The 26,012-nt window shown below is 70.3% G+C and carries 28 protein-coding genes; 17 read left to right on the top strand and 11 right to left on the bottom strand.

Features of this window, described 5'->3' with window-relative positions; all coding sequences use genetic code 11:
* Nucleotides 1–9: 9 nt before the first annotated feature.
* The 8 genes from ACWPN8_RS04160 to ACWPN8_RS04125 all read right to left on the bottom strand — a co-directional run bounded on the left by ACWPN8_RS04160 (nt 10) and on the right by ACWPN8_RS04125 (nt 8,770).
* Nucleotides 10–1,191, bottom strand: coding sequence for a type II secretion system F family protein (locus ACWPN8_RS04160; protein WP_492239990.1), 1,182 nt, complete (start codon nt 1,189–1,191; stop codon nt 10–12).
* A gap of 13 nt (nt 1,192–1,204) precedes the next feature.
* Nucleotides 1,205–2,725 (bottom strand): type II secretion system protein GspD, encoded by a 1,521-nt coding sequence (locus ACWPN8_RS04155; RefSeq protein WP_492239989.1) that lies wholly within the window; start codon nt 2,723–2,725, stop codon nt 1,205–1,207.
* Nucleotides 2,713–3,264, bottom strand: a complete 552-nt coding sequence (locus tag ACWPN8_RS04150; protein ID WP_492239988.1) for a hypothetical protein — start codon at nt 3,262–3,264, stop codon at nt 2,713–2,715. The genes ACWPN8_RS04155 and ACWPN8_RS04150 overlap by 13 nt, the downstream gene beginning before the upstream one ends.
* Nucleotides 3,265–3,401: 137 nt before the next feature.
* Entirely contained in the window at nt 3,402–4,106 is a 705-nt protein-coding gene (locus tag ACWPN8_RS04145) for a hypothetical protein (RefSeq protein ID WP_492239987.1), read from the bottom strand.
* 183 nt (nt 4,107–4,289) lie between these two features.
* Nucleotides 4,290–4,769 (bottom strand): hypothetical protein, encoded by a 480-nt coding sequence (locus tag ACWPN8_RS04140; protein WP_492239986.1) that lies wholly within the window; start codon nt 4,767–4,769, stop codon nt 4,290–4,292.
* 27 nt (nt 4,770–4,796) lie between these two features.
* Nucleotides 4,797–6,326 (bottom strand): GspE/PulE family protein, encoded by a 1,530-nt coding sequence (locus tag ACWPN8_RS04135; RefSeq protein WP_492239985.1) that lies wholly within the window; start codon nt 6,324–6,326, stop codon nt 4,797–4,799.
* Nucleotides 6,314–7,951, bottom strand: coding sequence for a hypothetical protein (locus ACWPN8_RS04130; protein ID WP_492239984.1), 1,638 nt, complete (start codon nt 7,949–7,951; stop codon nt 6,314–6,316). Before ACWPN8_RS04130 ends, ACWPN8_RS04135 begins: the two co-directional genes overlap by 13 nt.
* A gap of 159 nt (nt 7,952–8,110) precedes the next feature.
* On the bottom strand, nt 8,111–8,770 hold the full coding sequence (locus ACWPN8_RS04125; protein ID WP_098740578.1) for a hypothetical protein: 660 nt from the start codon (nt 8,768–8,770) through the stop codon (nt 8,111–8,113).
* A gap of 427 nt (nt 8,771–9,197) precedes the next feature.
* Between ACWPN8_RS04125 and ACWPN8_RS04120 the strand changes: the two genes are divergently transcribed.
* The 17 genes from ACWPN8_RS04120 to ACWPN8_RS04040 all read left to right on the top strand — a co-directional run bounded on the left by ACWPN8_RS04120 (nt 9,198) and on the right by ACWPN8_RS04040 (nt 22,180).
* Nucleotides 9,198–9,656 (top strand): excinuclease ABC subunit A, encoded by a 459-nt coding sequence (locus tag ACWPN8_RS04120; protein WP_247873176.1) that lies wholly within the window; start codon nt 9,198–9,200, stop codon nt 9,654–9,656.
* Nucleotides 9,657–9,815: 159 nt separating this feature from the next.
* Nucleotides 9,816–10,241: a hypothetical protein gene (locus tag ACWPN8_RS04115; RefSeq protein ID WP_492239983.1), complete on the top strand. Its 426-nt coding sequence runs from the start codon at nt 9,816–9,818 to the stop codon at nt 10,239–10,241.
* Nucleotides 10,238–10,969 carry a beta-ketoacyl synthase chain length factor gene (locus ACWPN8_RS04110; RefSeq protein WP_492239982.1) on the top strand — a complete coding sequence of 244 codons (732 nt, stop codon included), beginning with the start codon at nt 10,238–10,240 and terminating at the stop codon, nt 10,967–10,969. Before ACWPN8_RS04115 ends, ACWPN8_RS04110 begins: the two co-directional genes overlap by 4 nt.
* Nucleotides 10,959–11,741 (top strand): lysophospholipid acyltransferase family protein, encoded by a 783-nt coding sequence (locus ACWPN8_RS04105; protein WP_109449886.1) that lies wholly within the window; start codon nt 10,959–10,961, stop codon nt 11,739–11,741. The genes ACWPN8_RS04110 and ACWPN8_RS04105 overlap by 11 nt, the downstream gene beginning before the upstream one ends.
* Nucleotides 11,728–11,988 carry a phosphopantetheine-binding protein gene (locus tag ACWPN8_RS04100; protein WP_492239981.1) on the top strand — a complete coding sequence of 87 codons (261 nt, stop codon included), beginning with the start codon at nt 11,728–11,730 and terminating at the stop codon, nt 11,986–11,988. The genes ACWPN8_RS04105 and ACWPN8_RS04100 overlap by 14 nt, the downstream gene beginning before the upstream one ends.
* A 5-nt stretch (nt 11,989–11,993) precedes the next feature.
* Complete coding sequence (locus tag ACWPN8_RS04095) at nt 11,994–12,242, top strand: acyl carrier protein (protein ID WP_014239597.1); 249 nt, start codon at nt 11,994–11,996, stop codon at nt 12,240–12,242.
* Entirely contained in the window at nt 12,223–12,804 is a 582-nt protein-coding gene (locus ACWPN8_RS04090) for a COG4648 family protein (protein ID WP_109449882.1), read from the top strand. Before ACWPN8_RS04095 ends, ACWPN8_RS04090 begins: the two co-directional genes overlap by 20 nt.
* Nucleotides 12,801–13,880, top strand: coding sequence for an AMP-binding protein (locus tag ACWPN8_RS04085; RefSeq protein WP_492239980.1), 1,080 nt, complete (start codon nt 12,801–12,803; stop codon nt 13,878–13,880). Before ACWPN8_RS04090 ends, ACWPN8_RS04085 begins: the two co-directional genes overlap by 4 nt.
* Nucleotides 13,859–14,509 carry an ApeI family dehydratase gene (locus tag ACWPN8_RS04080; RefSeq protein WP_492239979.1) on the top strand — a complete coding sequence of 217 codons (651 nt, stop codon included), beginning with the start codon at nt 13,859–13,861 and terminating at the stop codon, nt 14,507–14,509. The genes ACWPN8_RS04085 and ACWPN8_RS04080 overlap by 22 nt, the downstream gene beginning before the upstream one ends.
* Nucleotides 14,506–14,913: an acyl-CoA thioesterase gene (locus ACWPN8_RS04075; RefSeq protein ID WP_492239978.1), complete on the top strand. Its 408-nt coding sequence runs from the start codon at nt 14,506–14,508 to the stop codon at nt 14,911–14,913. Before ACWPN8_RS04080 ends, ACWPN8_RS04075 begins: the two co-directional genes overlap by 4 nt.
* Nucleotides 14,910–15,557 (top strand): LolA family protein, encoded by a 648-nt coding sequence (locus ACWPN8_RS04070; protein ID WP_492239977.1) that lies wholly within the window; start codon nt 14,910–14,912, stop codon nt 15,555–15,557. Before ACWPN8_RS04075 ends, ACWPN8_RS04070 begins: the two co-directional genes overlap by 4 nt.
* Complete coding sequence (locus ACWPN8_RS04065) at nt 15,554–17,890, top strand: MMPL family transporter (protein ID WP_492239976.1); 2,337 nt, start codon at nt 15,554–15,556, stop codon at nt 17,888–17,890. The genes ACWPN8_RS04070 and ACWPN8_RS04065 overlap by 4 nt, the downstream gene beginning before the upstream one ends.
* A gap of 49 nt (nt 17,891–17,939) precedes the next feature.
* A complete protein-coding gene (locus tag ACWPN8_RS04060) occupies nt 17,940–18,566 on the top strand; it encodes a DUF3261 domain-containing protein (RefSeq protein WP_109449872.1) in 627 nt (208 codons plus the stop codon).
* Nucleotides 18,563–19,762: a beta-ketoacyl-[acyl-carrier-protein] synthase family protein gene (locus tag ACWPN8_RS04055; protein WP_109449870.1), complete on the top strand. Its 1,200-nt coding sequence runs from the start codon at nt 18,563–18,565 to the stop codon at nt 19,760–19,762. The genes ACWPN8_RS04060 and ACWPN8_RS04055 overlap by 4 nt, the downstream gene beginning before the upstream one ends.
* Entirely contained in the window at nt 19,759–20,235 is a 477-nt protein-coding gene (locus ACWPN8_RS04050; protein WP_109449868.1) for a hotdog family protein, read from the top strand. Before ACWPN8_RS04055 ends, ACWPN8_RS04050 begins: the two co-directional genes overlap by 4 nt.
* The gene (locus ACWPN8_RS04045) at nt 20,232–20,957 is read left to right on the top strand and encodes a 3-ketoacyl-ACP reductase FabG2 (RefSeq protein WP_109449866.1); all 726 of its coding nucleotides are present in this window, start codon (nt 20,232–20,234) and stop codon (nt 20,955–20,957) included. The genes ACWPN8_RS04050 and ACWPN8_RS04045 overlap by 4 nt, the downstream gene beginning before the upstream one ends.
* Nucleotides 20,957–22,180 (top strand): beta-ketoacyl-ACP synthase, encoded by a 1,224-nt coding sequence (locus ACWPN8_RS04040; RefSeq protein WP_109449864.1) that lies wholly within the window; start codon nt 20,957–20,959, stop codon nt 22,178–22,180. Before ACWPN8_RS04045 ends, ACWPN8_RS04040 begins: the two co-directional genes overlap by 1 nt.
* Nucleotides 22,181–22,188: 8 nt before the next feature.
* Here ACWPN8_RS04040 and ACWPN8_RS04035 read toward each other — a convergent pair whose 3' ends face one another.
* The 3 genes from ACWPN8_RS04035 to ACWPN8_RS04025 all read right to left on the bottom strand — a co-directional run bounded on the left by ACWPN8_RS04035 (nt 22,189) and on the right by ACWPN8_RS04025 (nt 25,985).
* A complete protein-coding gene (locus tag ACWPN8_RS04035) occupies nt 22,189–23,706 on the bottom strand; it encodes a phytoene desaturase family protein (RefSeq protein WP_158285417.1) in 1,518 nt (505 codons plus the stop codon).
* A 139-nt stretch (nt 23,707–23,845) separates the two neighbouring features.
* Nucleotides 23,846–25,519, bottom strand: coding sequence for a glycosyltransferase family 2 protein (locus tag ACWPN8_RS04030; RefSeq protein WP_492239975.1), 1,674 nt, complete (start codon nt 25,517–25,519; stop codon nt 23,846–23,848).
* Nucleotides 25,520–25,595: 76 nt separating this feature from the next.
* A complete protein-coding gene (locus ACWPN8_RS04025) occupies nt 25,596–25,985 on the bottom strand; it encodes a hypothetical protein (RefSeq protein WP_109449857.1) in 390 nt (129 codons plus the stop codon).
* Nucleotides 25,986–26,012 lie beyond the last annotated feature (27 nt).

The following is a 26,012-nucleotide window of genomic DNA, read 5'->3' as shown; positions in this document are numbered from 1 at the left end:
TTCCTCGGCTTAAAAGGGTTGCCGCGCGATGTGCTCGGCGAGTTGCAGGATCGGCACGATGGTCAGGCCGAACATGACGATGCCGGCCACCCCGACCACCACGACGGACAGGCCGCGCAGCACCGGTTCCGCCACCGCGACGGCGTGCAGGTAGAGGTCGCGGTATTGCTCGGCCAGCGCCGACAGGCTCTGCGCCAGTTCCACCCGGTTCTCCGCCGCGGCGATGGAGGCGCGGTCGGTGCCCGGCAGCGCCCGCATGGCGTCGGTCCAGGGCAGCCCGGCGGCGACCGCCCGCGTCGCATCAATGAGGTCGGCGGCCAGCGCACCGGCGGGGGCGCCGTCGGCGGTCAGCCGCAGCACCCGGTCGATCGGCACGCCGCCGGCCACCAGCAGCGACAGCTCGCGGAAGATCACATGGTGCTGGATGCCGAGCGCGATGTCGCGGTAGAGCGGGATCCCCATCACCAGCCGGTCGACCTGTTCCGGTGCGGCCCGCCGGCCGACGGTCGCCAGCCCGCCCAGCACGGCGAGCACGGCCAGCACAATCGCGACCAGCCCGGTGGTCAGGTTCGACAGCAGATAGACCCAGTCGACATTCACCTCCTCCCCCGCCCGCCGGAACACCTCGGTCTCGAGCAGGAGCGGCGTCAGGACGAAGGAGGTGCCGACCATCACCACGCCCGACGTCACGACATAGAGCACCGCCAGCGCCAGCCCGGAGCGGAAGCCCTGGCGCGCCCCGGCCAGTTGCCGCTCGAACTCGGCGGCGGTGCGGAGTGCCGCCGGCGTGCCCTCGCCGAAGCCGCCGGCCCGCACCAGCGCCACCAGCACCGGTGGGAAGCTGCGCGGCTGGCGCAGCATGGCGTCGGCAAGGTCGTCGCCCAGCTCCACCGCGTCGGCCATCCGTTCGGCGGTGCGGCGGATGCGCCCGCGGAAGGCGGCGGCGATGCGGCGCAGCGCCTCGGCCAGCCCGACGCGCGAGTCGAGCATCGCCGCCAGCCGGATGAACAGGATGTGCCGTTCGTTGCGGTCGAGCGGCCGGCCCCAGCCGCCAACCTTGAGCCGTCGCCGCACCGACAGCACGCGGCCCCGGCCGCTGATGGCATCGCGGGCGCGGCGTTCGTCGGCGGCCTCGACCTCGATGGAGCGGGCACGGCCGCCGGCGAGCAGCCTGACCTCGAACCACGCCATCGCCGCCGTCCCGTCAGCGTGCGGCCGGACGGAAGACCGTCACGGTCGGCCGCAGGATCAGGAAAAGCGCGTCCTTGCTGATGTCCTGCGCCTGCTTGCCGATCACCCCCTTGTCGATCGCCCCGCGGGTCACCGTCGGCTGGTTGCCGCTGAAGCCGCGGCTGTCGGTCTGCAGGCCGCCCAGCACAACCGTGTTGCCGGCCACCACCCGCACGATGTCGTTCAGCGCCTGCTCCTGCGTCACCGGCTGGGTCAGGATGCCGACCTGGTTGCCGGCATTCAGGTCGCGGAACTCGATCAGGTTGTTCAGCAGCAGGTTCAGGTCGATGGTGACGATCTGGTTGTCGGCATCGAAATGCGGCGTCAGCTTGATGGTCAGCCCGGTCTGGACCGTGCCGGTCTGCGCCGACCCCACCACTCCCGGCGAGTTCAGCGCGGCGTTGCCGGTCGCGGCGGTCGTGGTGCCGAGCCCGCCGACGGCGGTGACGCCGACCCCGGTGACATAGGGGATGGTCTGGCCGCTGCGCAGCGTCACCTCCGCCCCCGACAGGGTGTGCACCTCGACATTCTGGCGGGTGTCGGTGTTGCCGAACTTCGACAGGAAGGAGATGGCGCCGGCGACATTGAACACGCCGCTGACCCCCAGCAGCGTGCCGGGGTTGGAGATGTTGACGGAGATCGGTGCCTGGCCCGCCGAGACGGTGCCGCCAAGCCCACCGTTGACCGTCGTCGCCCCGTTGGTGGTCGTCGTGGTGGCACCCGATTGCAGCCGGTTGAACTGCAAGGCCAGCGCGTTCCAGTCGAAGCCGCTGGCCGACTGGTCGGTCAGGCCCAGGCTGACCACCGCCAGTTGGATGCGCACCATCGCCATGTTGCGGTGCAGCCGGTCGATGTAGGGCTGGATCACCTCGCTGTAGACGGTGGGCGAGGCGGAGAAGACCACCTGCCCGCCGCGCAGCGACTGGGTGATGTCGGTGGCGCCCAGCGTCTTCAGGTCGGTCATCACCGAATCGATGACCGCCTGGTTCTGCGGCACGGTGAAGGCGAAGCGGTCGCGGTTGCTGAGGAACAGCGTGCCGTTCTGCCACCACGCCACCACGCCCATGCCGGTCTCCAGCACGCCGGCCAGATCGGTGAAGCTGCCGGTGAAGGCGCGGATCGGCAGGGTCTGGCGCAGCATCGCCGCCCCGTCGGTGCCCTCGAACCGGGTGGCGACCGGCACGCCGGAATAGGTCATCATACTGGTCAGCCGGTCCAGCGTGTTCTCGCCCGACGGGAAGCTGACCGAGATCTGGCGCGCCGCGAGGCTGGCCGGCAGCGGTTGGCGCAGGGATTGGGCGACCAGCATGCCGCGGCCCACCGGCACCTCGGTCACCGCCGGGGAGTTGTCCTCGGTCAGGCGCTGTTCGGCGGCGGCGACCACCGTCTCGCGCTTCGGCAGCTCGGCCACCTCCGGCAGGGAACAGGAGGCCAGCAGCCCCAGCATTGCGGGCAGCAGGAAGCCGCTCTTGCAGATCACGGTCATCTTGCGCATGTGGCGGGTCCCCCGCCCGTCGCCGGGAAGGCGCGCGGGTCGATCAGGAACGGCGTGCCGGCACGGTCCTGGAAAAAGGCGCGGCCGTCGAGACAGCCGACGAAGGTGGCGCCCGACGGCACCAGATCGGCCGCCGACATGGCGGACCCCGGCATGTTGGGCAGCGGCGGCAGCGGCGGCGCCCCCGGCGGGCTGCCGGCCAGGGCCGCCCCCTGGCGGCGTCCGCCCGGCGCCATCGCTCCGGCGGAGGCACCACCGGGCAAGGTCCCGCCCGGCACCGCCATCCGGCGGGTCAGCGCATCCTCGACCGCCCGCGGCAGGGCACCGTCGCGCGTGCGCCCATCGAGGGCATCGATCATCGCCTTGGCGACCCGCTCCTCCAGCCCGGACACCGCGGTGTCGATGCGCTGTTGCAGGCGCCGCTCCAGATTGTCCTGGCGGGCCGATGGCGGCAGGAACGGGCTCTCCTCCGCCAGCGCGGCAGCGGGAAGCAGTGGGCCAGCCGACAGCGACGCCGCCAGCAGGGCCGCTCCCGCCATCTGTCTCATCATCCCGGAAACCCGGTCCGCCATCGTTCCCGCCCGCCGGTTGCGACCATCAGGTCCGGCGGCAATACTCCCGGCATTATGCTTGAGAATGGGTAAATCGGCGACCGTCCACAGCATCAGCGGGGGCATCAGCGGGCACTCGGTGGCTGGCCCGCAATCTCGATGCTCCACTTGCCGTCGCGGTATTCCAGCTTGCTGACATAATTGTCCGGACCGATGGCGGCCAGCGCCGCCTCCCACTGCCGGTGGGGCATCTGTTCCAGCGTCAGGGCCTGCGGCTGCGGCACGCGGTGCGGTGACCAGTAATACAGCCCGCCGCCGGTGGTCAGCAGCCCCAGCCCGGCGGCGAAGCCGACCGACGACAGCGCCAGCGGCACCGAGACCGGCGCCGACACCCGCCGCATCCGCCGCGTCGCCCGGATGGTGCGCAGCCTGACCTGATCGGCGGTCACCCAAGGCGGGATCACCACGCCATAGGCCTTGCCGTCGACCGGCACCGTCGGCCGGATCGCCGCCATCTGAAGCTGGACCTGCCGGCTCTTGGCCTCGGGCAGCAGCCCGCCGACCGGACGCCCGTTGCGCACCGTCAGCTCGAACACCCGGCGTCCCGACGGCACCAGCGCGATTCCGCCGGGATTGGCGTCGAGCTCCGTCACCAGATCGGGCAGGAAGGACCGGCCGGGGCCGCCCTCGTGGATTTCATAGAGGAAGCCGGTCCACAGCGGCTCGACCGCGTACCAGCAGCGTTCGGAGCTTCCCACCGTGCGCCGCGCGAACGAGCGCGCATAGGCGAGGGCGTCGCGGCGCTCCACACCTTCCAGGAAGCCGTACATGACATTGGTCGCGAGACCGCCGCTGCCCAAGAACGCCCCTGCCTTCCCGACTCGACCGAAAGAGGTGGCGACAGTCCGTCCAAGGTACCACGCACGGACAGGGCGCCGCAGCATCTCTATGCCCGCCGACGCCCCGCGGTCAATGGCCGGGGCTGAAACAACGTGAGGACCGGGGCCACTCCCCTATCGCGTCGTCCGCTGCATCCACAGGGTGGCGGCAATGGTTCCCGCCGGCTCTCCCCCCGCCCCGCCGCAGGTGCGCGTCACCTCGTACAGCCCCTCCGGCCGCCGGGTGGCGAGCGAAGCCAGCGCCCCCGTCACCGGATCGCCGCCAACTCCAACGGCAGAGCCGCCGGACAGCGGGCCGGACAGGCAGAACCAGGTCCCCTCCGCCTGCACGCCGTAGGACCAGGACAGCCCCGACACCGCCGGCGGCATCGTGCCGAAGGCCGGGAACAGCGCCGCCTGCCATCCGTCGGCGGCCGGCACCGCGGCACCGCTGGCCTGCCGGCTGCGATAGGCGCCCTCCAGCACGGAAAAGCCGGAATCGGCCTGCGAGGCGACGCGGCTTTTCGCCATGGCCGAAGGGTTGACGTACTGGATGCCGCCCGCCACCACCATGCCCATCAGGGCAAGGGCGAAGATCGCCTGGATGATGTTCATCGCCGCCGACGTGTCATGTCTTCCGCCTCACGTCTTCGGCCGCGGCGCCGGCATGCGCTGCTCCACACCCTTGGCCTCGCTGCCGAAGACGCGGCGCAGTTCGGCCGCGGTGGTGACGCCGGCGTGGAATTTGGCGACCGCATCCTCATACAGCGACCGCCAGTTCCTTGCCCCCTTCGCCGCGGCGACCACCGCGGCGGGCTCGTCGAACACCGCGCATTCGCTGACGGCCGTCCGCCCGGCATAGCCGGCATTGCCGCAGGCCGCGCAGCCGGCGCCATGGCAGGCCCGGCAGAGGGTGCGGACCAGCGACTGGACCAGAACGCCGCGCAGCAGCGACTTGATGTCGTGAGCCGGAACGCCGAGATGGCGCAGCCGGTCGATGGCCCCGTTCACCGACCCCGTGTGCAGGGTGGTCAGCACCATATGGCCGGTGTCGGCGGCGCGCACCGCGATCTGCGCGGTCTCCTCGTCGCGCACCTCGCCCAGCACGATCACGTCGGGATCGGCGCGCATGAAGGTGCGGACCACCCGCGCGAAGTCCAGCTTGACCGCCGGGTTGACATTCACCTGGCCCGTATAGGCCATGCGGTATTCCACCGGGTCCTCGATGCTGTAGATGGCACGGCCCAGCCGGTCCATCTCACGCACGGTCGCGCTCAGGGTGGTCGACTTGCCGGACCCGGTCGGCCCGCAGACCAGGCACAGCCCATGGCGGCGGTCCACCGCGCGGCGCCAGTCGCCGACCTGGCTGATGCCCAGCCGGTCCAGGTTCGGCTGCACCCGCTCCACGTCCAGGATGCGCATGACGATGATCTCGCCATCCACCGACGGCACGGTGGTCACGCGCAGATCGACCGGCCGCCCGCGATGCTCGACCTCGAACCGCCCTTCCTGCGGCAGCCGCCGTTCCGCCAGATCCATGCCGGAGCGGTCCTTGATCCGGGCGACGATGGTGGCGGCGGTGGTCGACGCCGTCTCGTCCATCAGGCGGCGGATGCCGTCCACCCGCAGGAAGATGCTGCAGGTCTTGCGGCGCGGCAGGATGTGGATGTCCGACGCCCCGGCCTCCACCGCGCGCGACACCAGCTGCTCCACCGGATCGCTGTCCTCCAGCCCGGACTGGGCCCGGCGGACGCGGTCGAGGAACTCGTCGAACTGGTCGGGGACGAAGCTGCTGAAGCGCACCATCCGCCCGGGGTAGTAACGGGCGGCCACCCGGCCGGCCACCGATTCGTCGTGCAGCGTCGCCACATGCACCGCATCGTCGCTGAGCCCGGTGACGATGATCGCGTGCCGCTCCAGCAGCGGCAGCGGGATCGGCGTGCCGCCCATCGCCTCCGGCGTTTCCAGGGCGGTCTCGTGGCTGATCTTCGCCTCATCCAGGTCGGTGCGGGCAAGGAAGCCGTTGCGCACCAGGATGGCGCCCAGCGGTTCGCCGGTCACCCGCTGCTCCGCCATCGCCGCATCGAGGATGCCGCGCGTCACCAGCCCCTTGCGCAGCAGGTAGCCGGCAAGTTCTTCGCGGAAGGCGGCGGACGGCTTCAGGACCGGCATGTCCAGCTCGCCCGGTTGGCGACCGACGGCAGGACCGCGCCCGATGCGGCGGCCCCGGAAACGGCCCGCGCCCCCTCCCCCGCGACAGCCTGCTGGGAAAACAGCGCCCCCTGGGCGCAGCGGCCGCCGGGCGCCGACCAGATGTGGCTGTTGGGGTCCGCCACCGCGTGCGACCCGCCGAGGTCGAGGACACCGGCACTGCCCGGCCGCGCCGCCGGCCCGCCGATGACGGAGGATTTCATCTCCAACTGCCCGTTCTCGATGACGATGCCGAAGGGGGTGCCGTTGTCGACGGCAACATCGGTCCGGTCGAGGATGGCTTGGCCGCCGCCGCTGCGCAGCGCCGCCATCGGCAATCCCCTGCCATGGACTTGCAAGGACGGGCGCCGCGACTCGGCCGTGAAGGTGACGCCGGCCCCCAGCGAGGACACCAGCGCACTGCGCCCGGCCCCCACCGTCACCTCGACGGCGGCGTCGCGGAACAGGGCGGTGCCGCCGTCGACCAGCACACCGTCGCCGCCGGGCGCCGTCACCGTCAGCTTCCCGCCCGCGACGTCCAACCGCGCATGCGCCACCCGCAGCCCGGCGGCCCGGTTGGTCGAGATGGCGTTGTTGCCGGCGAAGGTCAGCCGGGTGCCGGGAAGCGCCTCGACCGGCATCTCGAAGCCGACATTCTCGATCCGGGTATCGGTCGGCAGCCGGAGCGCCACGTCCGGCGGGTTGGTGGACACCACGACTCCGGCGGCTTCCGCCTTCAGCACCAGCCGCACCGCCCGGCCGCCGTCCTGATCCGCGGCCAGCGCCTGAACCTGCGCCGCCGGAAGCTCGTGCCGGCCGGGGGCGAGGCGCAGGACCATGGTCGAGGGCCGGGTCGCCTGCCAATGGCCGAGCGCGGCCGACAGGGTCATGGCGTCGGCCGGGCTGGTCCCGGTCGCATCGCCCTGCGCGGTCGGCGCCACATGGCGCGTGACGGTCGCCGAGGCGGCCAGCGCTGCGAGATCGGCCGAGGCCCCGCGGGTGACGGCGACGGCGCTGCCCTCGGCAACCTCGATCCGGCCGTCGCGGAAGGTCAGGGCCGCGCAGTCCGGCAGAGCGGTCGAGCCGATCGGCGGCGCCACGATCGCGGCGATCACCCCGGCACGGGCCAACTCCGTTGGAGCCGCGGGTGCGGCCGCCACGTAGCTGCGCCCGCCGCCGGCCGCCCCCGCCGGCCAGGACGCCGTGCGGAGCTGCGCCGCCGCCCGGTCCGATGCCGGAGCGAACACGCAATAGCCGTAGACCGCTCCCCAGGGTGTCCGGGTGCCCGGCATCAGCCAGCGCGGCAGGGTGCCGGCCGGCTGCGCCGGCTCCTTGGCCGCAGCCTTGCCGGTCGATGCCTGCCCTTTTGCGGATGCGGCGCCTGCCGGACGGGGAGGCGGATCCTCGGGCGCCGGCGGACTGGCGACTCCGTCATTGTCGAGAACGCGCAGGTTGGCCTCGACCAGCGCCGCCAGCCGGTGCATGTCGGCGGCACTTCGCTGCGCCTGGCTGATCCGGTTCGAGGCGTCGACCATGGTGTAGGCGGTGTAGCCGGTCGTCGCCACCAGCGAGATGGCCATGATCGTCATCAGGATCAGCGATGTCATGGCATGGCCTCCAAATCGGGCCCACTCTATCTTGCCGCCGGGTCGCGGACCAATCCCGTTGCCGCGCATTCCGGAAAAAGACCCGGAAAATCACAAGAAAACGCCCCGGCCACAGGGGTCGGGGCGCTTCGGTCAGCAACAGGGCGCCTCAGACGACGCTTAGAACTTGTAGTAGGCGACGTACTTGTTGTTGTCACCGGCGATGCCGGTCACGTTGTTGAAGGTCAGCGCGGTCGCCGTGGTGATCTGGACGCAGCCGAACTTGTAGCCGGTGAAGGCGGTGTTGAAGGCGGCCGGGGTGGCGACGGTCAGCGTCAGGCCGGTGCCGGGAACGGCCAGCGTACCGGTGGCGGAGATCTGGCCGCCGGCACGGGCGATTTCCGTGCACTGGGACAGGGCCGTGGTGCCCAGCACCAGGAAGATGCCGCCGTTGGCGAAGCTGCCGAACTGGGTGACGCCGGTGGCGGTCGCCGTGTTGGTCAGGTCGAGCGTGTAGGCACCGGCGACGCCGTTCCAGGTGGCGGAAATCGTCGGAGCGGTCGGCACGGCGGCGAGATAGCCGGTGTTGATCAAGTCGGTCTGCGTCGCCGCACCGGACATGGTCGGGAACGTCGAACCTGCGGCACCCAGGGTCGTGGTGTTGCCGTTGCTGCCATACAGCGTCCAGGCCGCATCGACCTGCGACAGCGCCTGGATGATGCCGACGGCGGCGGCCTTCGGACCGGCGGTGGTGAAGGCGCTACCGACATAGAACACGCCGGCGGCTCCCATCACCGCCGTAAGAGCGACCGAAATAATGACGGTCAAAATATTGAACATTCATGTCTCCTGGGGCGGCCGGCACACGGCTGGTGGTCGCGCGGCAGGAGGCCGGCCCGCCAGCCCCTTCCCGGCCCGGCGACCTTCCCTCTGCCTTGCTTTTGTCTAAAATAGGTTCGCCGTGAAGGCGTTTATGAGAGGTTAATTTCGCGCAGGCGTTGATTTGCGCACCGACTGTAGAGCGCGGGTTCCCCATAGCCCGACAACCCACCGCACACTCTCGTCACAGCGGTCCATTCCGCGGATGAAGGGTCGCGAACGGCAAAAGACCGGAAACACCGAGAAGCCACCGGGCGTTGACTCTGCCGCCAGCGGCGGTCCGAGGCGGGTTCGGCCGCCAACCGAAGAATCATGAAAGCGGTTGCACAGCCAATGCCTCCGCTTAAGATAGCATCGTCTGCGAAATATTCTTTCTTTGGGAGGGACCGTGAACAAAGCCGCTACCCTGGCGCTGATTTCCACCGTCGCATCGGCCATTGTCTCTGCCGCATCTCCCGCTTCGGCCCGGGACGCGCACCTGATGTTTCCGATAGAGTCCGCCCTCAACACAGCCGCAGCCCAGGAGAAGCTGGACAAGGGCGTGAAGCTTTATTTTGGCAACCAGAAACATCCCAATCCGGTCAAAGTCGTCGGCGAATGGGCCACAAACAAGAAGACCAACGCATTCAACAAATCCGACAAGGAGGCTTGCGAGTGGGTCTTTCTCAGCGCCGTTCTGGAACTGCAGGAGCGCGCCCGCAAAGAAGGCGGTAACGCGGTGATCGACATCAAAAGCAATTACAAGAACACGGAAACGAACAGCAATACGGAATACATGTGCGGCGCCGGCAACATCATGGCAGGCGTGGCGCTCAAGGGAACCGTGGTCAAGCTGGGCGCCAAGTAAAGCCGCCGGCATGGGCCTTGCCGTCGCAACGACGGCTCCGGCCATCGACGGCAAGACCGGCAACCGTATCGCAAAATCGATGCGCGCCTCTATCCACAACGTGACCCTGCCATGATAGGGTCCGCACTCGCTCCACATGGCGTCCGGAAACGGCAGGACATGACTTTGCAGACCGGCATCCGCACGCTTTTCCTCATTCTCGCGACGGTCGCCGTGCTCGGCGGCTGCAGCCGCCGGCAGCCCATCTACCGGGTAACCGACCAGCCCATGCCGGCGGCGTCGCGCAACCTGTCAGCCGCGGTCCTCCAGCGGACGATCATGGAAGCGGCGATCGACCGCGGCTGGTCCGCGGAGTGGAAGGCGCCCGGTGAGATTCTGGCGACGAAGGCATGGAAGGATCACGAGGCGGTCGTCGAAATCCGCTATTCGCATGAAAGCTACACCATCGATCATGTGTCCACGACCAACCTACGGGAGCGGGGCGAAACCGTTCATCAGGCCTACAACAAGTTGGTGCGCGCGCTGCAGGACGAGATCGAGCGGCGCCTGCGCCAGGCCGAACCCCGGGTCCCGTCCGCGCCATGACTGAAACCCTGCGTGTCGCCATCCGCGGCTGGTGCGCCTGGGCGCCGGAGCGCAGCACCCGCGCCGCGTGGCGGGCCTGGGCGGGTGCGCCCGCCCTGTCCGACGATGCCCAGCCGCCGGCGCTCCCCATGATGTTGCGCCGCCGCACCTCGCCCATCGGGCAGAGGCTGATCGCCGCCGCGCTGGCCTGCGGCGACGCGGCGCAGACGGCGCGCTACGTCCTCGCCTCCGGCCATGGCGAGCTGGCGCGGACCGTCGGCATCATCGATTCGCTGCGGCAGGGCGAGTTGCCGTCGCCGGCCGAGTTCAGCCTGTCCGTGCATCACGGCCTGGCCGGGTTGCTGTCCATCCACACCGGCAACCGCCGAGGCCACACGGCGCTCGCCGCCGGTCCCGACAGCTTCACCTTCGGACTGCTGGAGGCCGCCGCCAGCCTGGCCGAAAACCCGTCGGAACCGGTGCTTCTGCTCTACGCCGACGCGCCGATGCCCGACGAATACGCGCACTTCCACACCGCAGCCGACGAAGCCCTGCCGCTGGCGGTCGCCCTGGCGCTCGGCCCCGCGGATGGAGAGGGCGAAGGGCTTGCGCTGCACTGCGCGCCGTCGGCCGGCGGGCCGGCCGCAGAGTCCACGGCGCTCGATTTCATGCGCTTCCTGCTGTCCGGAGCGCCCCGGGCAACCTCGCGCGGGGCGCGGCTCGACTGGGTGTGGCACCGTGCCGGCTAAGGTTCTGGACAGGCTGTGGCGGCGCGCGGCCACCGGATTCGCCTTCGCCTTCCTGTTCGGCGGCGGCGCAATCCTGGCGCCCACCATCTTTCCGCTGCTGGCGCTGACCAGCCCGGCGGGTGCTGTCCGGCGCCAGCGCTGCCAACACCTCATCCATCTGATCTTCCGCTTCTACATCCGCATGCTGCGCGTGCTGCGCGTCATCGACCTGAAGGTCGAGGGCGCCGAGCGCCTGCGCGACGGGCATGGCAAGCTGGTGGTGGCCAACCACCCCTCGCTGCTCGACGTGGTGATTCTGATGGCGCTGATGCCGCGCGCCCAGTGCATCGTGAAGAAGGAACTGTGGGAAAGCCGCTGGCTGGGCGGCATGGTGCGCGGCGCCGGTTACATCCGCAACGACCTCGACCCGGAGGCGCTGCTCGACGCCTGCCGCACCGCGCTGGAGGCCGGCGACGGACTCATCATCTTTCCCGAAGGCACGCGCACCGTCCCCGGCGAGCCGATCCGTTTCCGCCGCGGTTTCGCCAATCTGGCCACCCTGCTGGAAGCCGAGGTGCAACCGGTCACGATAACCTGCGATCCGCCCACGCTCATTAAGGGCGAAAAATGGTGGATGATCCCACCGCGACGGCCGATTTTTCGCGTCATGGTAGGGGATCGTCTGGACGTTACGGGGTTGCTCGGCTATCAGTACCGCTCACTGGCGGCCAGGAAGCTGGTGCGCAGTCTAGAAGAATATTTTGCGGAACGGTTGGCCGATGGAAAAGCTTGAACGTGAGTTGAAGGTTTTGATTGTTGACGCGCTCAAGCTGGAAGATATCGCCCCAGAAGATATTGACAGCGAAGAGCCGCTCTTTAATGATGGACTAGGCCTCGATTCCATTGACGCCCTGGAACTGGGGGTCGCGCTGCGCAAGACTTACGGAATCAAGATTGAGTCGGTGACGGACGACGTGAAGCAACATTTCGCCAACGTACGGTCTCTTGCCAGCTTCATTCAATCTCAGCATGCGGAGTAGAGGCCATGCTGACGCAGGATGAAATTTACGCGCGCCTCCAAAGCTATCTCGAAGACATGTTCGAGGTGCCGCCCGAGAAGATCTCCCGGGAGGCGCGGCTGTTCGAGGATCTCGACCTCGACAGCATCGACGCGGTCGATCTGGTGGTGAAGCTGCAGGAACTGACCGGCCGCAAGTTCAAGCCCGAGGAGTTCAAGAGCGTCCGCACGGTCGGCGATGTTCTCGACCGTGTGCATGCCCTCCTCCAGGAATAGGCTGCACCCGCTCGGCGTCGCGGCCCTGGTCGTCGCCGGAGCCCTCTATCCCGTGCTGGTCTATGGCGGGCGGGCTTCGGTGCCGCCGCTGGCCTTCGTGGCAGTGGCCCTGGCGCTGATCGGGGCGCGCTTCGCCATTTGCTCTTCGCCTGCGGCGCGGGTCTGGCGCCTTCCGCTGGCGGCGGCGGCGGTCCTGGTCGGCGTGCTCGCCGTGCTCGATGGCACGCTGGCGGCCAAGGCCTATCCGGTCGCGCTCAGCCTCGGCACCGCGGCGGCGTTCGGCGCCTCGCTGCGGCACCCGCCCAGCCTCGTCGAGCGATTCGCCCGTCTCCATGAGCCCGACCTGCCGCCGTCGGGGCAGGCCTACTGCCGCACCGTCACCGTGGTGTGGACCGTCTGGCTGGTGTCGAACGCCGCCGTCGCCGGGGCGCTGGCCCTGTGGGGCAGCGACGAGGCGTGGGCGCTGTGGACCGGTCTCATCGCCTACATCGTCATGGGCCTGCTGTTCGGCGGCGAAGTCCTGGTCCGCCGCTCCATGCGCCGGAGGCACGCCGGGGCATGACCGCCATCCCGCTTTCCCGTCTGCTCGCCGTGGGGCGGCCGGACGATGCGCCGGTTGCCGACGGCGTCACCTTCGCCCGCTTCCGGGCCGACGTGGCCGGCAACGCGGCACGGCTGAAGGGGTGCCGGCGCGGGCTTCTGGTCGCGGCGGACGCTTATTGGGGCGCGGTGGGGCTGCTGGCGCTGCTGCACGCCGGCGCCGAGGTGACGATCCCGCCGAACGCCCAGCCGGGAACTCTGACCGCCCTGACCGCGGACGGTGCCGTGCCGGTCGGCGGCGATCTGCGGCCGGGTGGCGAAGGGCCGGGTGGCGAAGAGATGGCGTTGACCCCGCTCGATCCCGAGACGCCCTTGACCTTCTTCACCTCCGGCTCGACCGGCGAGCCGAAGCGGGTGGTCCGCACCCTCGGCATGCTGGAGGCCGAAGCCCTGGCGACCGAGGCCGTGCTCGGACGGCTGGCCGGGCCGACCGCCCGCGTGCATGCCACGGTCCCCCACCAGCACGTCTACGGTCTGAACTTCCGCCTGCTGTGGCCGCTGGTCACCGGCCGCCCCTTCGCCAGCACGATGCACGAGCTGTGGGAGACGGTGCCGGCCGCGCTCGACGCGGGGTCTGTGCTGGTCACCAGCCCGGCGCACCTGACCCGGCTGTCGGGCATCGCGCCGCTGCCGCCGTCGCGGCGTCCGGCGCTGGTGCTGTCGGCCGGAGCCCCCCTTCCGGAGCCCGCTGCGCGGGAGGCAGCGGCGGTCTTCGGCACAGCGGTCACCGAGATCTTCGGCAGCACCGAGACCGGAGCCATCGCCCACCGCCGCCGCGAGGGCGGTGATCCGCCCTGGCGCCCGCTGCCCGGCGTCGTCGCCGGACGCACCCCGGAGGGTCGCCTGCGGGTCGGAGCGGCGCATGTGGAAGGGCGGGAGCATGTCGGCTCCGACCTGGTGGAAATGGCCGGGGACGGCGGCTTCCGTCTCCTTGGCCGCGCCGACCGGATCGCGAAGGTGGAGGGCAAGCGCGTCAGCTTGCCGGAGGTGGAGGCGCAGTTGCGCCGCTCCCCCTGGTGGCCGACGCCGCCGTGCTGACGCTGGAGCAGCTTTGCGCCGTCGTGGTGCCGAGCGCCGAGGGCGCGGCGCGCCTGGAGGAGATCGGCGCCTTCCGCTTCGGCCGCTCGTTGCGGCGGGAATTGTCCGCCGTTTTGGAACCTGCCGGCCTGCCGCGCCGCTGGCGCTTCGTGAACCGTTTGCCGGATGGCGCGTTGGGCAAGCGTCGGCATGCCGACATCGCCGCCCTGTTCGAGGAGGCCACCCTGTCTGAAGCCGCCCTTTCTGAAGCCGTCCTGCCTGAGATGGCTGGCCCCCGGTCAACCGCCCCCGATGTCCGCGCCGTCCGGTCGCTTGCCGACGGGGTGGAGCTGGACCTCTTCATTCCCGGCAACCTCGTGCAGCTCGATGGTCATTTTCCCGGCATGCCGATCGTGCCGGGCGTGGCGCAGATCGATTGGGCGGTGATGTTCGCCAACACGCATCTCGGCCTCGGGATCGAGGCGGCGCAGGCGCTGCAGGTGAAGTTCCGGCGAGTCACCGTTCCGGACACGCTGGTGACGCTGGCGTTGCGCCACGCCCCGGCACGGCGCCGCCTGTCCTTCGAGTATCGCTGCGGGGACGAGACGCTGTCCTCCGGCTCCATCGGCGTGGAGGGGATCGCCCCATGATTTCGGCAGAGGTCATCACCCGCGCGCAGTTCTACGACCTCGACCCCATGCAGGTGGTCTGGCATGGCAACTACGCCCGGTATCTGGAGCAGGCGCGTTGCGCGCTGCTCGACCGCATCGGCTACAATTACCCGGAGATGGCGTCGTCGGGATACGTTTTCCCCATCGTCGACCTCCATGTGAAGTATGTGCGCCCCATTCGCTTCGGTCAGTCGGTCAAAGTCACGGCGACTCTGGTCGAGTACGAGAACCGCATCCGCATCGACTACCGCATCCATGACGAGCAGGACGGCACGTTGCTGACCAAGGCGCGCACGGTGCAGCTCGCGGTGAAGGAGGAGGGGGCGGAGCTGTGCTTCGAATGCCCCGCGGTGTTCACGGACAAGGTGAGGGCTCTGCTGTGACGCGCATCGTCGTTTTCCTCCTGACCCTGCTGGCCGCCTTCCCGGCGCCGGCCGCCGAGACGCCGGCCGCCGGGACGCTTGCCTCCGAGAGGCTGGCCACCGAGACGCTCAATGAGGGGCAGGTGCTGCGCGGCGCCTTCGTGCAGGAGCGTTTCCTCAAGGGCTTCCAGGCGCCGCTGAAGAGCGGGGGCCATTTCACCCTGGCGCCGGGCCGCGGGCTGATCTGGCGCACCGAGACCCCCTTCGCAGTCACCACCGTCATGAGCCCCGCCGGTCTCGTGCAGGAGGTGAAAGGCAACGAGACCATGCGCCTGCCCGCCGCGCGCCTGCCCTTCATGTCGAAGCTCTACACCATGCTGGGCGGCGCGCTGACCGGTGACTGGAAGGCGCTGGAGGACATGTTCGCGGTTGAGCGCGGCGGCGACCGCGACGCCTGGACCCTCCACCTGACGCCGCGCCGGACCAACGACCCGACCATGCCGATCCGCGCCATCGACGTGCGCGGCGGGCGCTTCGTGGAAGAGGTCGAGATCGTCAAGCCCGACGGCGACCGCGACCGCCTGACCTTCCGCGACCAGCGTCTGAACGCGGAAGCGCCGACGGCGGACGAGGCGGCGCTGCTGGCCTCGGCGGCGCGTCCGTGAGACGGCTGGGGGCACTGCTCTGGCTCGCGCTCGTCCTGCTGGCCGGCGGCTATCTCGCGCTGCGCCTTCACGACGGGCTGGGCTTCCGCACCGATCTGCTCGCCCTGCTGCCGCGCGAGGAGCAGGACCCCGTTCTGCAGCGTGCCAACGATGCGGTGACCAAGGCGCTGGGTCGCCGGGTGCTGGTGCTGGTCGGGCACGCCGACCGCGAAACCGCCCGCAAGGCGGCGGCGAAGCTCGGCGACGCCCTTCTGGCGACGGGGCAGGTGGAGCGGATCGGCGAGGGTATCGACGTCGACCGGCTGAAGCGGCTGGGGGCTCTCTACTTTCCCCATCGCCAGAGCCTGCTCAGCGATGGCGACCGGGCGCTCCTGGCGGCCGGCAAGGGGGAGGAGGTCGCCACCCGCGCGCAGGCGCAGGCATTCGGCTTCGCCGGGCTTGTGGACGCCGGGCTGCTGCGCACCGACCCGTTCCTGCTGCTGCCTTCCTTCCTCACCAACCTGCCCTTCCCGCTGTCGCGGCTCACCCCCGACGAGGGCATGCTCAGCGTCACCGAGAACGGCACGACCTGGGTTCTGGTCAGCGCCGTTCTGGCCGGCGAGCCGTTCGAGCTGGATTTGCAGGACCGGCTGGTCGACGCCTTCGACGCCGCCGTGGGGGAGATGCCGGGCGTCACGGTGAAGCGGCTGGGCGCGGTGTTCTTCGCGCACGCCGGCTCGAAGACCGCGATCGCCGAAGCCTCCACGCTCGGCACGCTGTCGTTGGTCGGCACCATAGTGCTGACGGCGCTGGCGTTCCGCCGGCCGGGACCGCTGCTGCACAATCTGCTGGCGCTGGGCGTCGGGATGACGGTCGGGTTGAGCGGAAGCCTGCTGCTGTTCGGCGAACTGCATGTGGCGGCGCTGCTGTTCGGGTCCAGCCTGATCGGGGTGGCGGTGGACTACAGCCTGCATTACAGCGCCAGCCTGTTCGACCCCCTGTCGGGAAGCCCGCGCGACCGGCTGCGCCACGTTCTGCCGGGCATCGCGCTGGGGCTGGTCACCACCTTGATCGGCTACGCGGCGCTGATGCTGGCGCCCTTTCCAGGGCTCCGGCAGATCGCCGCCTTCTCGATCATCGGACTGGTGGGCGCCTTCCTGACGGTGGTGCTGTGGCTGCCCTCGCTCGACCGGGCGGGAAAGCTGACGCACGGCGCCTGGATGCTGCGCGCCGCGGCTGGCCTGTGGGGTTTCTGGGAGGAGCGCCGCTGGCGCGGCGTGCGCGTCGTTCTCCTGCTGGGCTGCGCGCTGGCCGGAACGGTGGGGCTGGCGCGGCTGTCGGCGGACGACGACGTCCGGCGGTTGCAGGCGGTCTCGGCGGAACTGAGGCAGGAGCAGGACGAGATCCAGCGGCTGATCGGTGCCACCACCGCCGCGCAGTTCCTGCTGGTGCAGGCCGCGGACGACGAGGCGGCGCTGCGGCTGCAGGAGGATCTCGCCGCCACGCTGGCCGGGCTGAAGGCGAAAGGAAGCATCGCCGGCTACCAGATGCCGGCCGCCTTCGTGCCGTCCGCCCGGACGCAACGGGAAAACCGCGCACTGGTCGCCGGGGCGCTCGACGGTCCTCTGCTGGCGGCGCAGCGCGCCAGCCTCGGCTTGCCGCCGGCCGGGCCGGATGACAAGGCTCCGAACGACAAGGCGGCGGACGGGGTGCTGACGCTGAAAGAAGCGCTGGCGGCGGACAGCGTGCCGTTCCTGCGCGAGCTCGTGCTCGGGCCGGGGCTGCACGTGGTGGCCTTGCAGGGGCTGAACGATCCGGACGCCGTGCGCGCCGCGGTGGCCGGCACGGCCGGCGTCCGGCTGGTGAACCCGACGGCGGACTTCTCGGCGCTGCTCGCCAAGTACCGGCACCGGGCGCTGCTGCTGACCGGGCTGGCGGGACTGCTGATGTTGCCCGTGCTGATGTGGCGCTACGGCTGGCGAGGGGGGCTGTGGACGCTGTTGCCACCCGGGGCGGCGCTCATCCTGGCGCCGGCGGCGGTGGGGCTGATGGGCCAGGATTTCACCTTCTTCCATGCCATGGCGCTGGTGCTGATCCTCTCCATCGGCGTGGACTACGCCGTCTTCTGCGCGGAGAGCGGCGTGGAGCAGCAGCCGGTGACCATGCTGGCGGTGTGGCTGGCGACCCTGACGACCTTGCTGTCCTTCGGGCTCCTGGCCTTCAGCGCCGTTCCGGCGGTGCACAGCTTCGGCATGACCATGCTGATCGGAATCTCCATTGCCTTTCTTTTCGCACCGCTGGCCGCGCGCGGCGCGCGCCACAATGAAGCCACAACCGGTGCGCGGTTACTCTGATTGGTGTATGCTCTAGGTTAGATACATTTCTGGGAAATCACCTCACGTCATGACCACGCATAAGGGGTGGGTCGCACTCCTGTTCCTGCTCGGAGCGTGCGCCTCCGTGCCCGGCAGCGGCCCGGCGGACCCAAGCACGCCGCTGCTCGCCCCCGGCGAGCCGCTGGCCCTGCCGCGCCCGTCCGATCTCGGGCAGAGCATCGAGGCGGCACAGCTCATCACCGCCAGCCGCGACGGGCAGACCTTCGTTTTCGAGGGCCGGATCAGCGTCACGCCGGAGCGGTTCCTGCTGGTCGGGGTGGACAGCCTGGGCCGTCGCGCCATGACCGTCACCTGGAGCGATGCCGGGTTGAAGATGGAGACCGCCCCCTGGCTGCCCCCGGCCCTGCGGCCGGGCAGCATGCTGGCCGACATCGTCGTGCTGTACTGGCCCGAAGCGGTCGTGCAGAAGGCGCTCGCCCCCGCGGGCGGCACGCTGAGCGCCGACCCGCACCGGCGCAGCGTGCGCATCGACGGCAAGGAGGTGCTGCACGCCGAACGCAGCTGGGCCGACGGCGCGCCATGGACCGGCACCCTGCGCTACGCCAACCTCGCCTGGGGCTACGAGATCGAGGTGCAGTCCACGGCAGCATCCGCGGCGGCATCCACGGCGCCATCCGCGGCGGCGGCGCAATGAGCCACCCGCTCGGGCTTGCCGCCCTGGGCCTCGCCACCCCCATCGGCACCGGGGCGGTCGCGGTGGCCGATGCCTTGTTCGCCGGCACCCGCGACGGTCTGCGCCCGCGCACCGGCTTCGTGCCCGGCCGCGCAGTGCATGTCGGTTCGGTGGACGCGCCGCTGCCGCCGGTCCCGGCGGGGCTGGAGACCTACGACTGCCGCAACAACCGCCTGCTGCTGCTGGCCCTGGAGCAGATCCGCGACGCCGTCGAAACGGCGGCCGCGCGCCACGGCCGGCACCGGATCGCCGTGATCATCGGCACCAGCACCTCGGGCATGGCCGAGGCGGAGGCCGGCTTCACGGCGATGCGCCGCGACGGCGCGTGGACGGGTCCGTTTCATTACGACCAGCTTGCCACCGGCGGGCCGGCGGAGTTCGCGGCGCGCGCGCTCGACCTGCCGGGGCCGGCCTACACGGTGGCGACGGCCTGCTCCTCCAGCGGCAAGGTGTTCGCGTCCGCCCGGCGGCTGATCCGCTCGGGGCTGTGCGACGCCGCCGTCGTCGGCGGTGCCGACACGCTGTGCGGCACGACCCTGGGCGGCTTCAGCGCGCTGGAGGCGGTATCGGCGGGCCTGTGCAATCCCTTCAGCGCCAATCGCGACGGCATCAACATCGGCGAGGCGGCGGCGGTCTTCCTGCTGACCGCGGAGGATGCCCCGGTTCAGCTTCTCGGGGTGGGTGAAAGCTCCGACGCGCACCACGTCAGCGCCCCCGACCCGGAGGGCCGCGGCGCCTTCGCCGCCATGCGGGCGGCGCTGGACGACGCCGGGCTGGCGCCGCAGGACATCGCCTATGTCAACCTGCACGGCACCGCGACGGCGCTCAACGATTCCATGGAGGGCAAGGCGGTGCACGCGCTGTTCGGCGACGCGACCCCGTGCAGCTCCACCAAGGCGATGACCGGCCACACGCTGGGCGCCGCCGGGGCGTGCGAGGCGGCGTTCCTGTGGCTGGCCCTGAATCCAGCCCACAACCCCGACGGCCTGCTGCCCCCACACCTGTGGGACGGCGCGCCCGACCCGGAAATTCCGCCGTTGAACCTGATCGGCCCCGGCGCGGCGCTTCCCGCCGGACCGGCGGCGATGCTCAGCAACTCCTTCGCGTTCGGCGGCAGCAACGTGGCCCTGGTGCTGGGCCGGGGGGAATGGCGATGAGCGCGTATCCGTGGTCCATCGAGGATCTGCTGCCGCACGCACGCCCGATGATTTTGCTGGACGAGGCGGTCGGACGGGTGGACGACCGCTTCGTGTCGGCGCTGACCGTGCGGGAGGGGGCGCCCTTCGTGGTGACGGGGCGGGGCGCCCCGGCCCATGTCGCCGTGGAGTGGATGGCGCAGACCTGCGGCGCCCAGGCCGGAGCCGAGGCCAGGGAAGCCGGCGGCGACGTCCGTCTCGGCCTGCTGCTGGGCACGCGCGACTTCCGCGCCTCCGTTCCCTGGTTCGCCATCGGCGAGCGGTTGGAGGTGTCGGTGGCGCCGGTCTTCCGGGACGAGAACATTGGGTCTTTCGATTGTGTGGTGATGCGCGCGGGCACCGGGGACGAACTGGCGAAGGCCCAGCTCACCGTCTACCAGCCCGAGGACACGGCCGCGCTGCTCGCCAGCCAGGGAGTTCAGGTCGAACGATGAAGAAGACGATTCTGGTCACCGGAGCCAGCAAGGGCATCGGCCGCGCGGTCGCCGAACGGCTGGCCGCCGACGGCTTCGCGGTGGTGGTGCATTACGGCCGCGACGCGGCCGGCGGCGAGGCGACGCTGGCCGACGTCCGCGCGGCCGGCGGCGAGGGCCGGCTGCTCGGCTTCGACATCGCCGACCGCGACGCCGCCCGCGCCGCGCTGGAGGCCGACATGGAGGCGCACGGCCCCTATTGGGGCGCCGTCCTGAACGCCGGCATCGCCCGCGACGCCGCCTTCCCGGCCATGGCGGACGACGATTGGGATTCGGTTCTCCACACCAACCTCGACGGCTTCTACAACGTGCTGAAGCCGCTGGTGATGCCGATGGTCTCGGCCCGCAGGGGCGGACGGATCGTGACGCTGTCGTCGGTGTCGGGGCTGGTCGGCAACCGCGGACAGGTCAACTACAGCGCCGCGAAGGCCGGCATCATCGGCGCCACCAAGGCGCTGGCGATCGAGCTGGCGAAGCGGAACATCACGGTGAACTGCGTGGCGCCCGGCATCGTCGAGACGCAAATGACCGATGGGCTGCCCATGGAGGAAGCCTTGAAGCTGGTCCCCATGCGCCGGGCCGGCCGGCCGGACGAGGTCGCGGCGGTGGTGTCCTTCCTGTGTTCCGACGGGGCGGCTTACGTGACGCGGCAGGTGATCGCGGTGAACGGGGGTATGGTGTGATGCGCAGGGTGGTCGTCACGGGCATGGGTGGGGTGAGCGCGCTGGGCGAGGACTGGCCGACCATCCGCGCCCGCATGGCGAAGGGCGAGACCGCCGTCCGCACCATGGGGGAGTGGGACCGTTTCCACGGAATCAACACGCGCCTCGCCGCCCCGGTGACCGGCTTCTCGGTGGAGAGCCGCTATCCGCGCAAGAAGACGCGGACCATGGGACCGGTCTCCCGGATGGCGGTCTACGCCACCGAGAAGGCGCTGAACGACGCGGCCCTGCTGAACGACCCGTTCGTCCGCGGCGGGCGCATGGGCATCGCCTACGGATCGTCCTTCGGCAGTCCCGCCCCGGTGATCGCCTTCGCCGAGCTGATGACCCAGGGCGCGTCGAAGACGCTCAACGCGACCAGCTACATCCAGATGATGAGCCACACCGCGGCGGTGAACATCGGGTTGTTCTACGGCGTGACCGGCCGCATCATCCCGACCAGCAGCGCCTGCACCTCCGGCAGCCAGGCCATCGGCTACGCCTACGAGGCGATCAAGTGGGGCAAGGCCGACGCCATGATCGCCGGCGGCGCCGAGGAACTGGACGTGACCGAATCGGCGGTGTTCGACACGCTGTTCGCCACCTCCACCCGCAACGACCGCCCGCACACCAGCCCCCGCCCCTACGACCGCGACCGCGACGGGCTGGTGATCGGCGAAGGCGCCACCACCTTGGTCCTGGAGGAGCGCGAGCACGCCATCGCCCGCGGCGCCAACATCCACGCGGAGATCGTCGGCTTCGCCTGCAATTCCGACGGCAACCACGTCACCCAGCCGCAGGCCGGTACCATGGAGATCGCCCTGCGCATGGCCTTGGAGGACGCCGGGGTGTCGACGGACGCCATCGGCTTCGTCAACGGCCACGGCACCGCCACCGAATGGGGCGACATCGCCGAGACCGCGGCGACCCACGCCGTCTTCGGGCCGCGCGCGCCCATCCATTCGCTAAAGAGCTATTTCGGCCATTCTCTGGGCGCCTGCGGCGCTCTGGAGGCGTGGCTGGGCATCGAGATGATGCGCGAGGGCTGGTTCGCCCCGACCGCCAATCTGGACAATGTGGACGAACGCTGCGCCGAGCTGGACTACGTCATGGGCGAGGGCCGGCGCATCGACACCGAGTTCCTGATGTCCAACAACTTCGCCTTCGGCGGCATCAACACGTCGCTGGTGTTCCGGCGCGGGTAGACGGGCGTCTACTCCGCCGCCCTGGCCTCCGCCGGGAACCCCGTTGCCAGGTTTGCCGCGCCCATGCCGGAGATCACCACCGCTTCGACGCCGGGACCGCTTTGGCAGCCGGCGCCGACCAGCATCAGCCCCGGCAGCGGCGTCTTGTTCGGCGGGCACCATTGGCCGCGGGCGGCGCCGTAGATCGCGCCATTGTCGGCGAGCGCGTAGCGGGTGAAGGTGGTCGGGCTGGCCGTCTGGCGGTAGAGGATGCGCCCCCGCAGCCCGGGAAGCACGCTCTCCGCCGCGGCGACCAGACGGTCGGCGAAGGCTTCCTTGCGCCGGCGGTTGGCGGCCTTGTCGGCGGCGAACCATTCGACTGCCTCGGGTTCGGGCCGTAGGCAGAGCATGCTGACGGCGGCGTGGCCCTCCGGGGCCAGGGACGCATCGACGGCGCTCGGGTTGCCGATGCCGAAATGCAGGCCGTCCGCCCCGACGAACACGCGGGCCGGCAGGTCCGGAACGCCCTCCACGGCGAGGCTGACCAGCACCGCCGTGGGGCCGCGCTTCAGCCCCCTCACACGCTGGGCGTAGCGTTTGGGCAGCAGCGCCGGGTCCACCAGCCGCGTCAACGTGCCGACCACGTCGGAATTGGCCAACACCAGCGGCGCCCGGTGCACCGTTCCGTCGGCGGTGGCGATGCCGGCGGCCCGACCGCCCTCGATCAGGATGCGTTCGGCGCGGGTGCGCAGATGGACGGCGCCGCCCCGCTCCCGCACCACCGCGCACAGCAGGTCCGCCAGCCGCTGGGAGCCGCCGGCCGGGTACCAGCCGCCTTCCAGATAATAGCCGAACAGCGGCGCCATCTCACGCACGGGCAGCAGTTCGGGGCGGTCGGTGAGATACTCGCTGATGGTGGTCAGCAGGGCCTTCAGCCGCGGGGCGCGCAGATGGGTATCCAGCATCTCGGCGTAGGGGCGGTGCATCCAACGCCAGGCGTCGGGCCGGCGGGCGGTCCAGGACCGCATGGCCTCCAGCGTGGCGGGCGGCATCGGCACGCCGCCGGTCTCATCCACATCGGCGTAGAGATCGGCGTAGACGCGCCCCATCTCCGCGAAGAAGCTGGCGATCCCCGGAGCCTCCTGCGGGAACAGCGCCTGGAGGTGCGTCACCAGCTCCGCCGGCCGGTCCGGCACATCCAGGCACAGGCCGTCCTGCACATAGCGGTGGCGGACCCGGCGCCAGTCCATGCGATGCGCCACGCCCAGGCCCTCCAGCAGCCGCCGCAGCGGTCCGCGTGGCCCCAGCCCGCTGAAATCCTGCACTCCGGCGTCGAAGATGTAGCGCCCCACCGACCCATCCCGGCCGCGGACCTTGCGCAGCCAGGACGAGCAGTAGCCTCCCGGCCGGTCGTGCGCCTCCACAACCAGCACCTTCAGCCCGCGCTCCGCCAGGGTCGCCGCCGCCGACAGCCCGCCGATCCCGGCGCCGACCACCACCGCATGATGCTCGTGCTCGCCAGCCGGCCAACCGCCGAACGTCGGCATCGGCCATGCCGAGGACTGACCGGACAAGGGACGATGCGTCATGGAAGGAAAGCCGGGCGGTGCAGGGCGAGAGACGAGCGCCCTATACGCCCGGCCTCCATCGATGCCATCTCAGGCTGTATCACTGCGTGGAAAGGTTTCACCGCGGCCCGGCCTTCGGGTCAGCCCAAAAGTCGAAGAAGTTGTACCATTGCAGCGGGTCGCGCAAGCAATGGTGCTCCAGCCTTGCAGCGTAGCGCGCGGCGAGCACGGCGAGCGCGTCGTCCTTCCCGCGCCGCGGCAATTCGATGCGCTCGGCGAAGGGCTCGAAGGTGACGCGGTGGCCCTGTCCCTCGCGCAGGCAGAACAGGAGGTAAACCGGGCAGCCCATCAACGCCGCCAACACGTAGGGTCCCTGCGAGAAGGCGGCCTCCCGGCCGAGGAACGGAACCCTGCTGACCCGGCCGTTGAACTCCACCGGCGTGCGGTCCCCGGCGATGGCGATCCATTCGCCGCGCTCCACCCTCTCCTTGAGATCGATGGCGGTCTGCGGGCCGATGTCGGTGACTTGTATGGTGTGGTCCGCGGCGTCGGGGCGGACGGAGCGGATCATCTGGTTGTAGCGGACGGCATGCCGCGTGTGCAGCAGCACGTTGATGTCTTTTCCAAACCGGGTCCCCAGGCGGGCACGCGACAATTCGGCGTTGCCCAGGTGCGAAACGATCAGCAGCGCCCCACGCCCCTCCGCGGCGAGGCGGCCCAGCGGCTCGTCGCCGTCGACGGCGATGGGACCGGTGCGCTCCGGAGCGGCCCAGGCGATGAAGGTGTCGAGCGCCTTGACGGCGAAGCCCATGTGGTGTCGCAGCCCGTCCCGCCAGGACGGGGCCGGCAGGCCTTTCGCCGCGTTGGCGCGCGTCAGGAAGTCCAGCGAATGCCGCCGTCCCGCGGCATTGGTCATGTAGAAATAGCCGACCACCGGCCACAGGAGTGCGATGCAGCCCGGCCGGCCGAGCAGCCGATAGACCAGCGTCACCAGCCTCATGCCCCACCAGGCGCCCCGCTCCCCCACGGTCGACCAGTGCGCGTCGGCTCCCGCTTTCGGCGGACGGTTGCGCAGCACCGAGGGCAGGCGCAGCAGCATGGTCAGCACGAGCCGCGTGTGCATGCGCGTCAGCAGCAGGTTGTCCCGCAGGAGGTTGAAGTTGGAGGTGTTTCCCTCGGGATAGATGACCCGCACGGGGATGTGGACCAGCGGAACGCCACGCCAGAACAGGCGGACGACGATTTCCGGGTCGAAGTCCATGCGGGTGCCGATCCGCTCGCTGTCCAGCACCGCCATGGTGGGGGCCAGCGGGTAGACGCGGAAACCGCACATGCTGTCCTTGACCCGCAGCGACAGCGTCTCCACCCAAATCCACACATGGGTGGCCCAGCGCGCGATCAGCCGCGAGCGGGGGACGGAATCGTCATAGACCGGCCGGCCGCTGACCAGCGCGTCGGGATGCGCCGCCGCGGTCGACAGCAGGTCGGCAACGGCGCCAAGGTCGTGCTGGCCGTCGGCGTCCACCTGCACCGCGTGGGTGAAGCCGCGCTCATGAGCGCGGCGGAGGCCGGCCATGACGGCGCCGCCCTTGCCTCGGTTCACGTCCAGCCGCAGCACCTCGACCCCGTCCGCAGGGGCGTGCCGTGCCGCGATGGCGCTGCGGGCGGGCTCACCGCTCCCGTCGTCGATCAGGATGACCTCCAGCCCATGCCCCCGCAGCGCCGCGACGATTCCGTCGAGCGCCGTATGGTGGTTGTGGCTGGGGATGATGGCGCATGCCCGGATGCTCATGCCTTCTCCATGAGGCTTGCCGGTCGGAGAGGCGACCTCCTACCCCTGTTGCGGGAGCAACGTCAAGCGACCGAATTCAGCGACGGACGGCGACCTGGTCCAGCTTGGCCGCAATGTCGCGTTCGAGGTTGCCCACCCAGCGGTTGTAGGCCCGCTCCACCCCGTCGTTGCCGCGCTCCATGTTCTTGGCGCTGACATATTGGATGCGGTAGCTCCGGTTCGAGAACAGCACATCGGCCTCGGCCACCCACGGCCATTTGGTGTAGGTGGCGCGGACCTGTCCATCCGCAAGGTGCTGGAAACGCCAGCCGCGCCGGGCGCCAGCCTCGACGATGGCGAGTTCGATGGCGTTGAGCGGCAGGGCTTGCGCCCCGGGGGGCACAGCATGCTCCTGGGTCGTCGTGATTGGCCGGGTCTGGCAGGCGGCGAGAAAGAGAATGGCGGCGGCCGCCAGAATGTTGCGCACAAGCCTGTCCTTTGTCTGTGTCACGCG

The organism is Azospirillum sp. UENF 112521, assembly GCF_058780665.1.
Note: the sequence above shows the minus strand (reverse complement) of the source record. Positions and strands in the feature narration are given on the sequence as shown.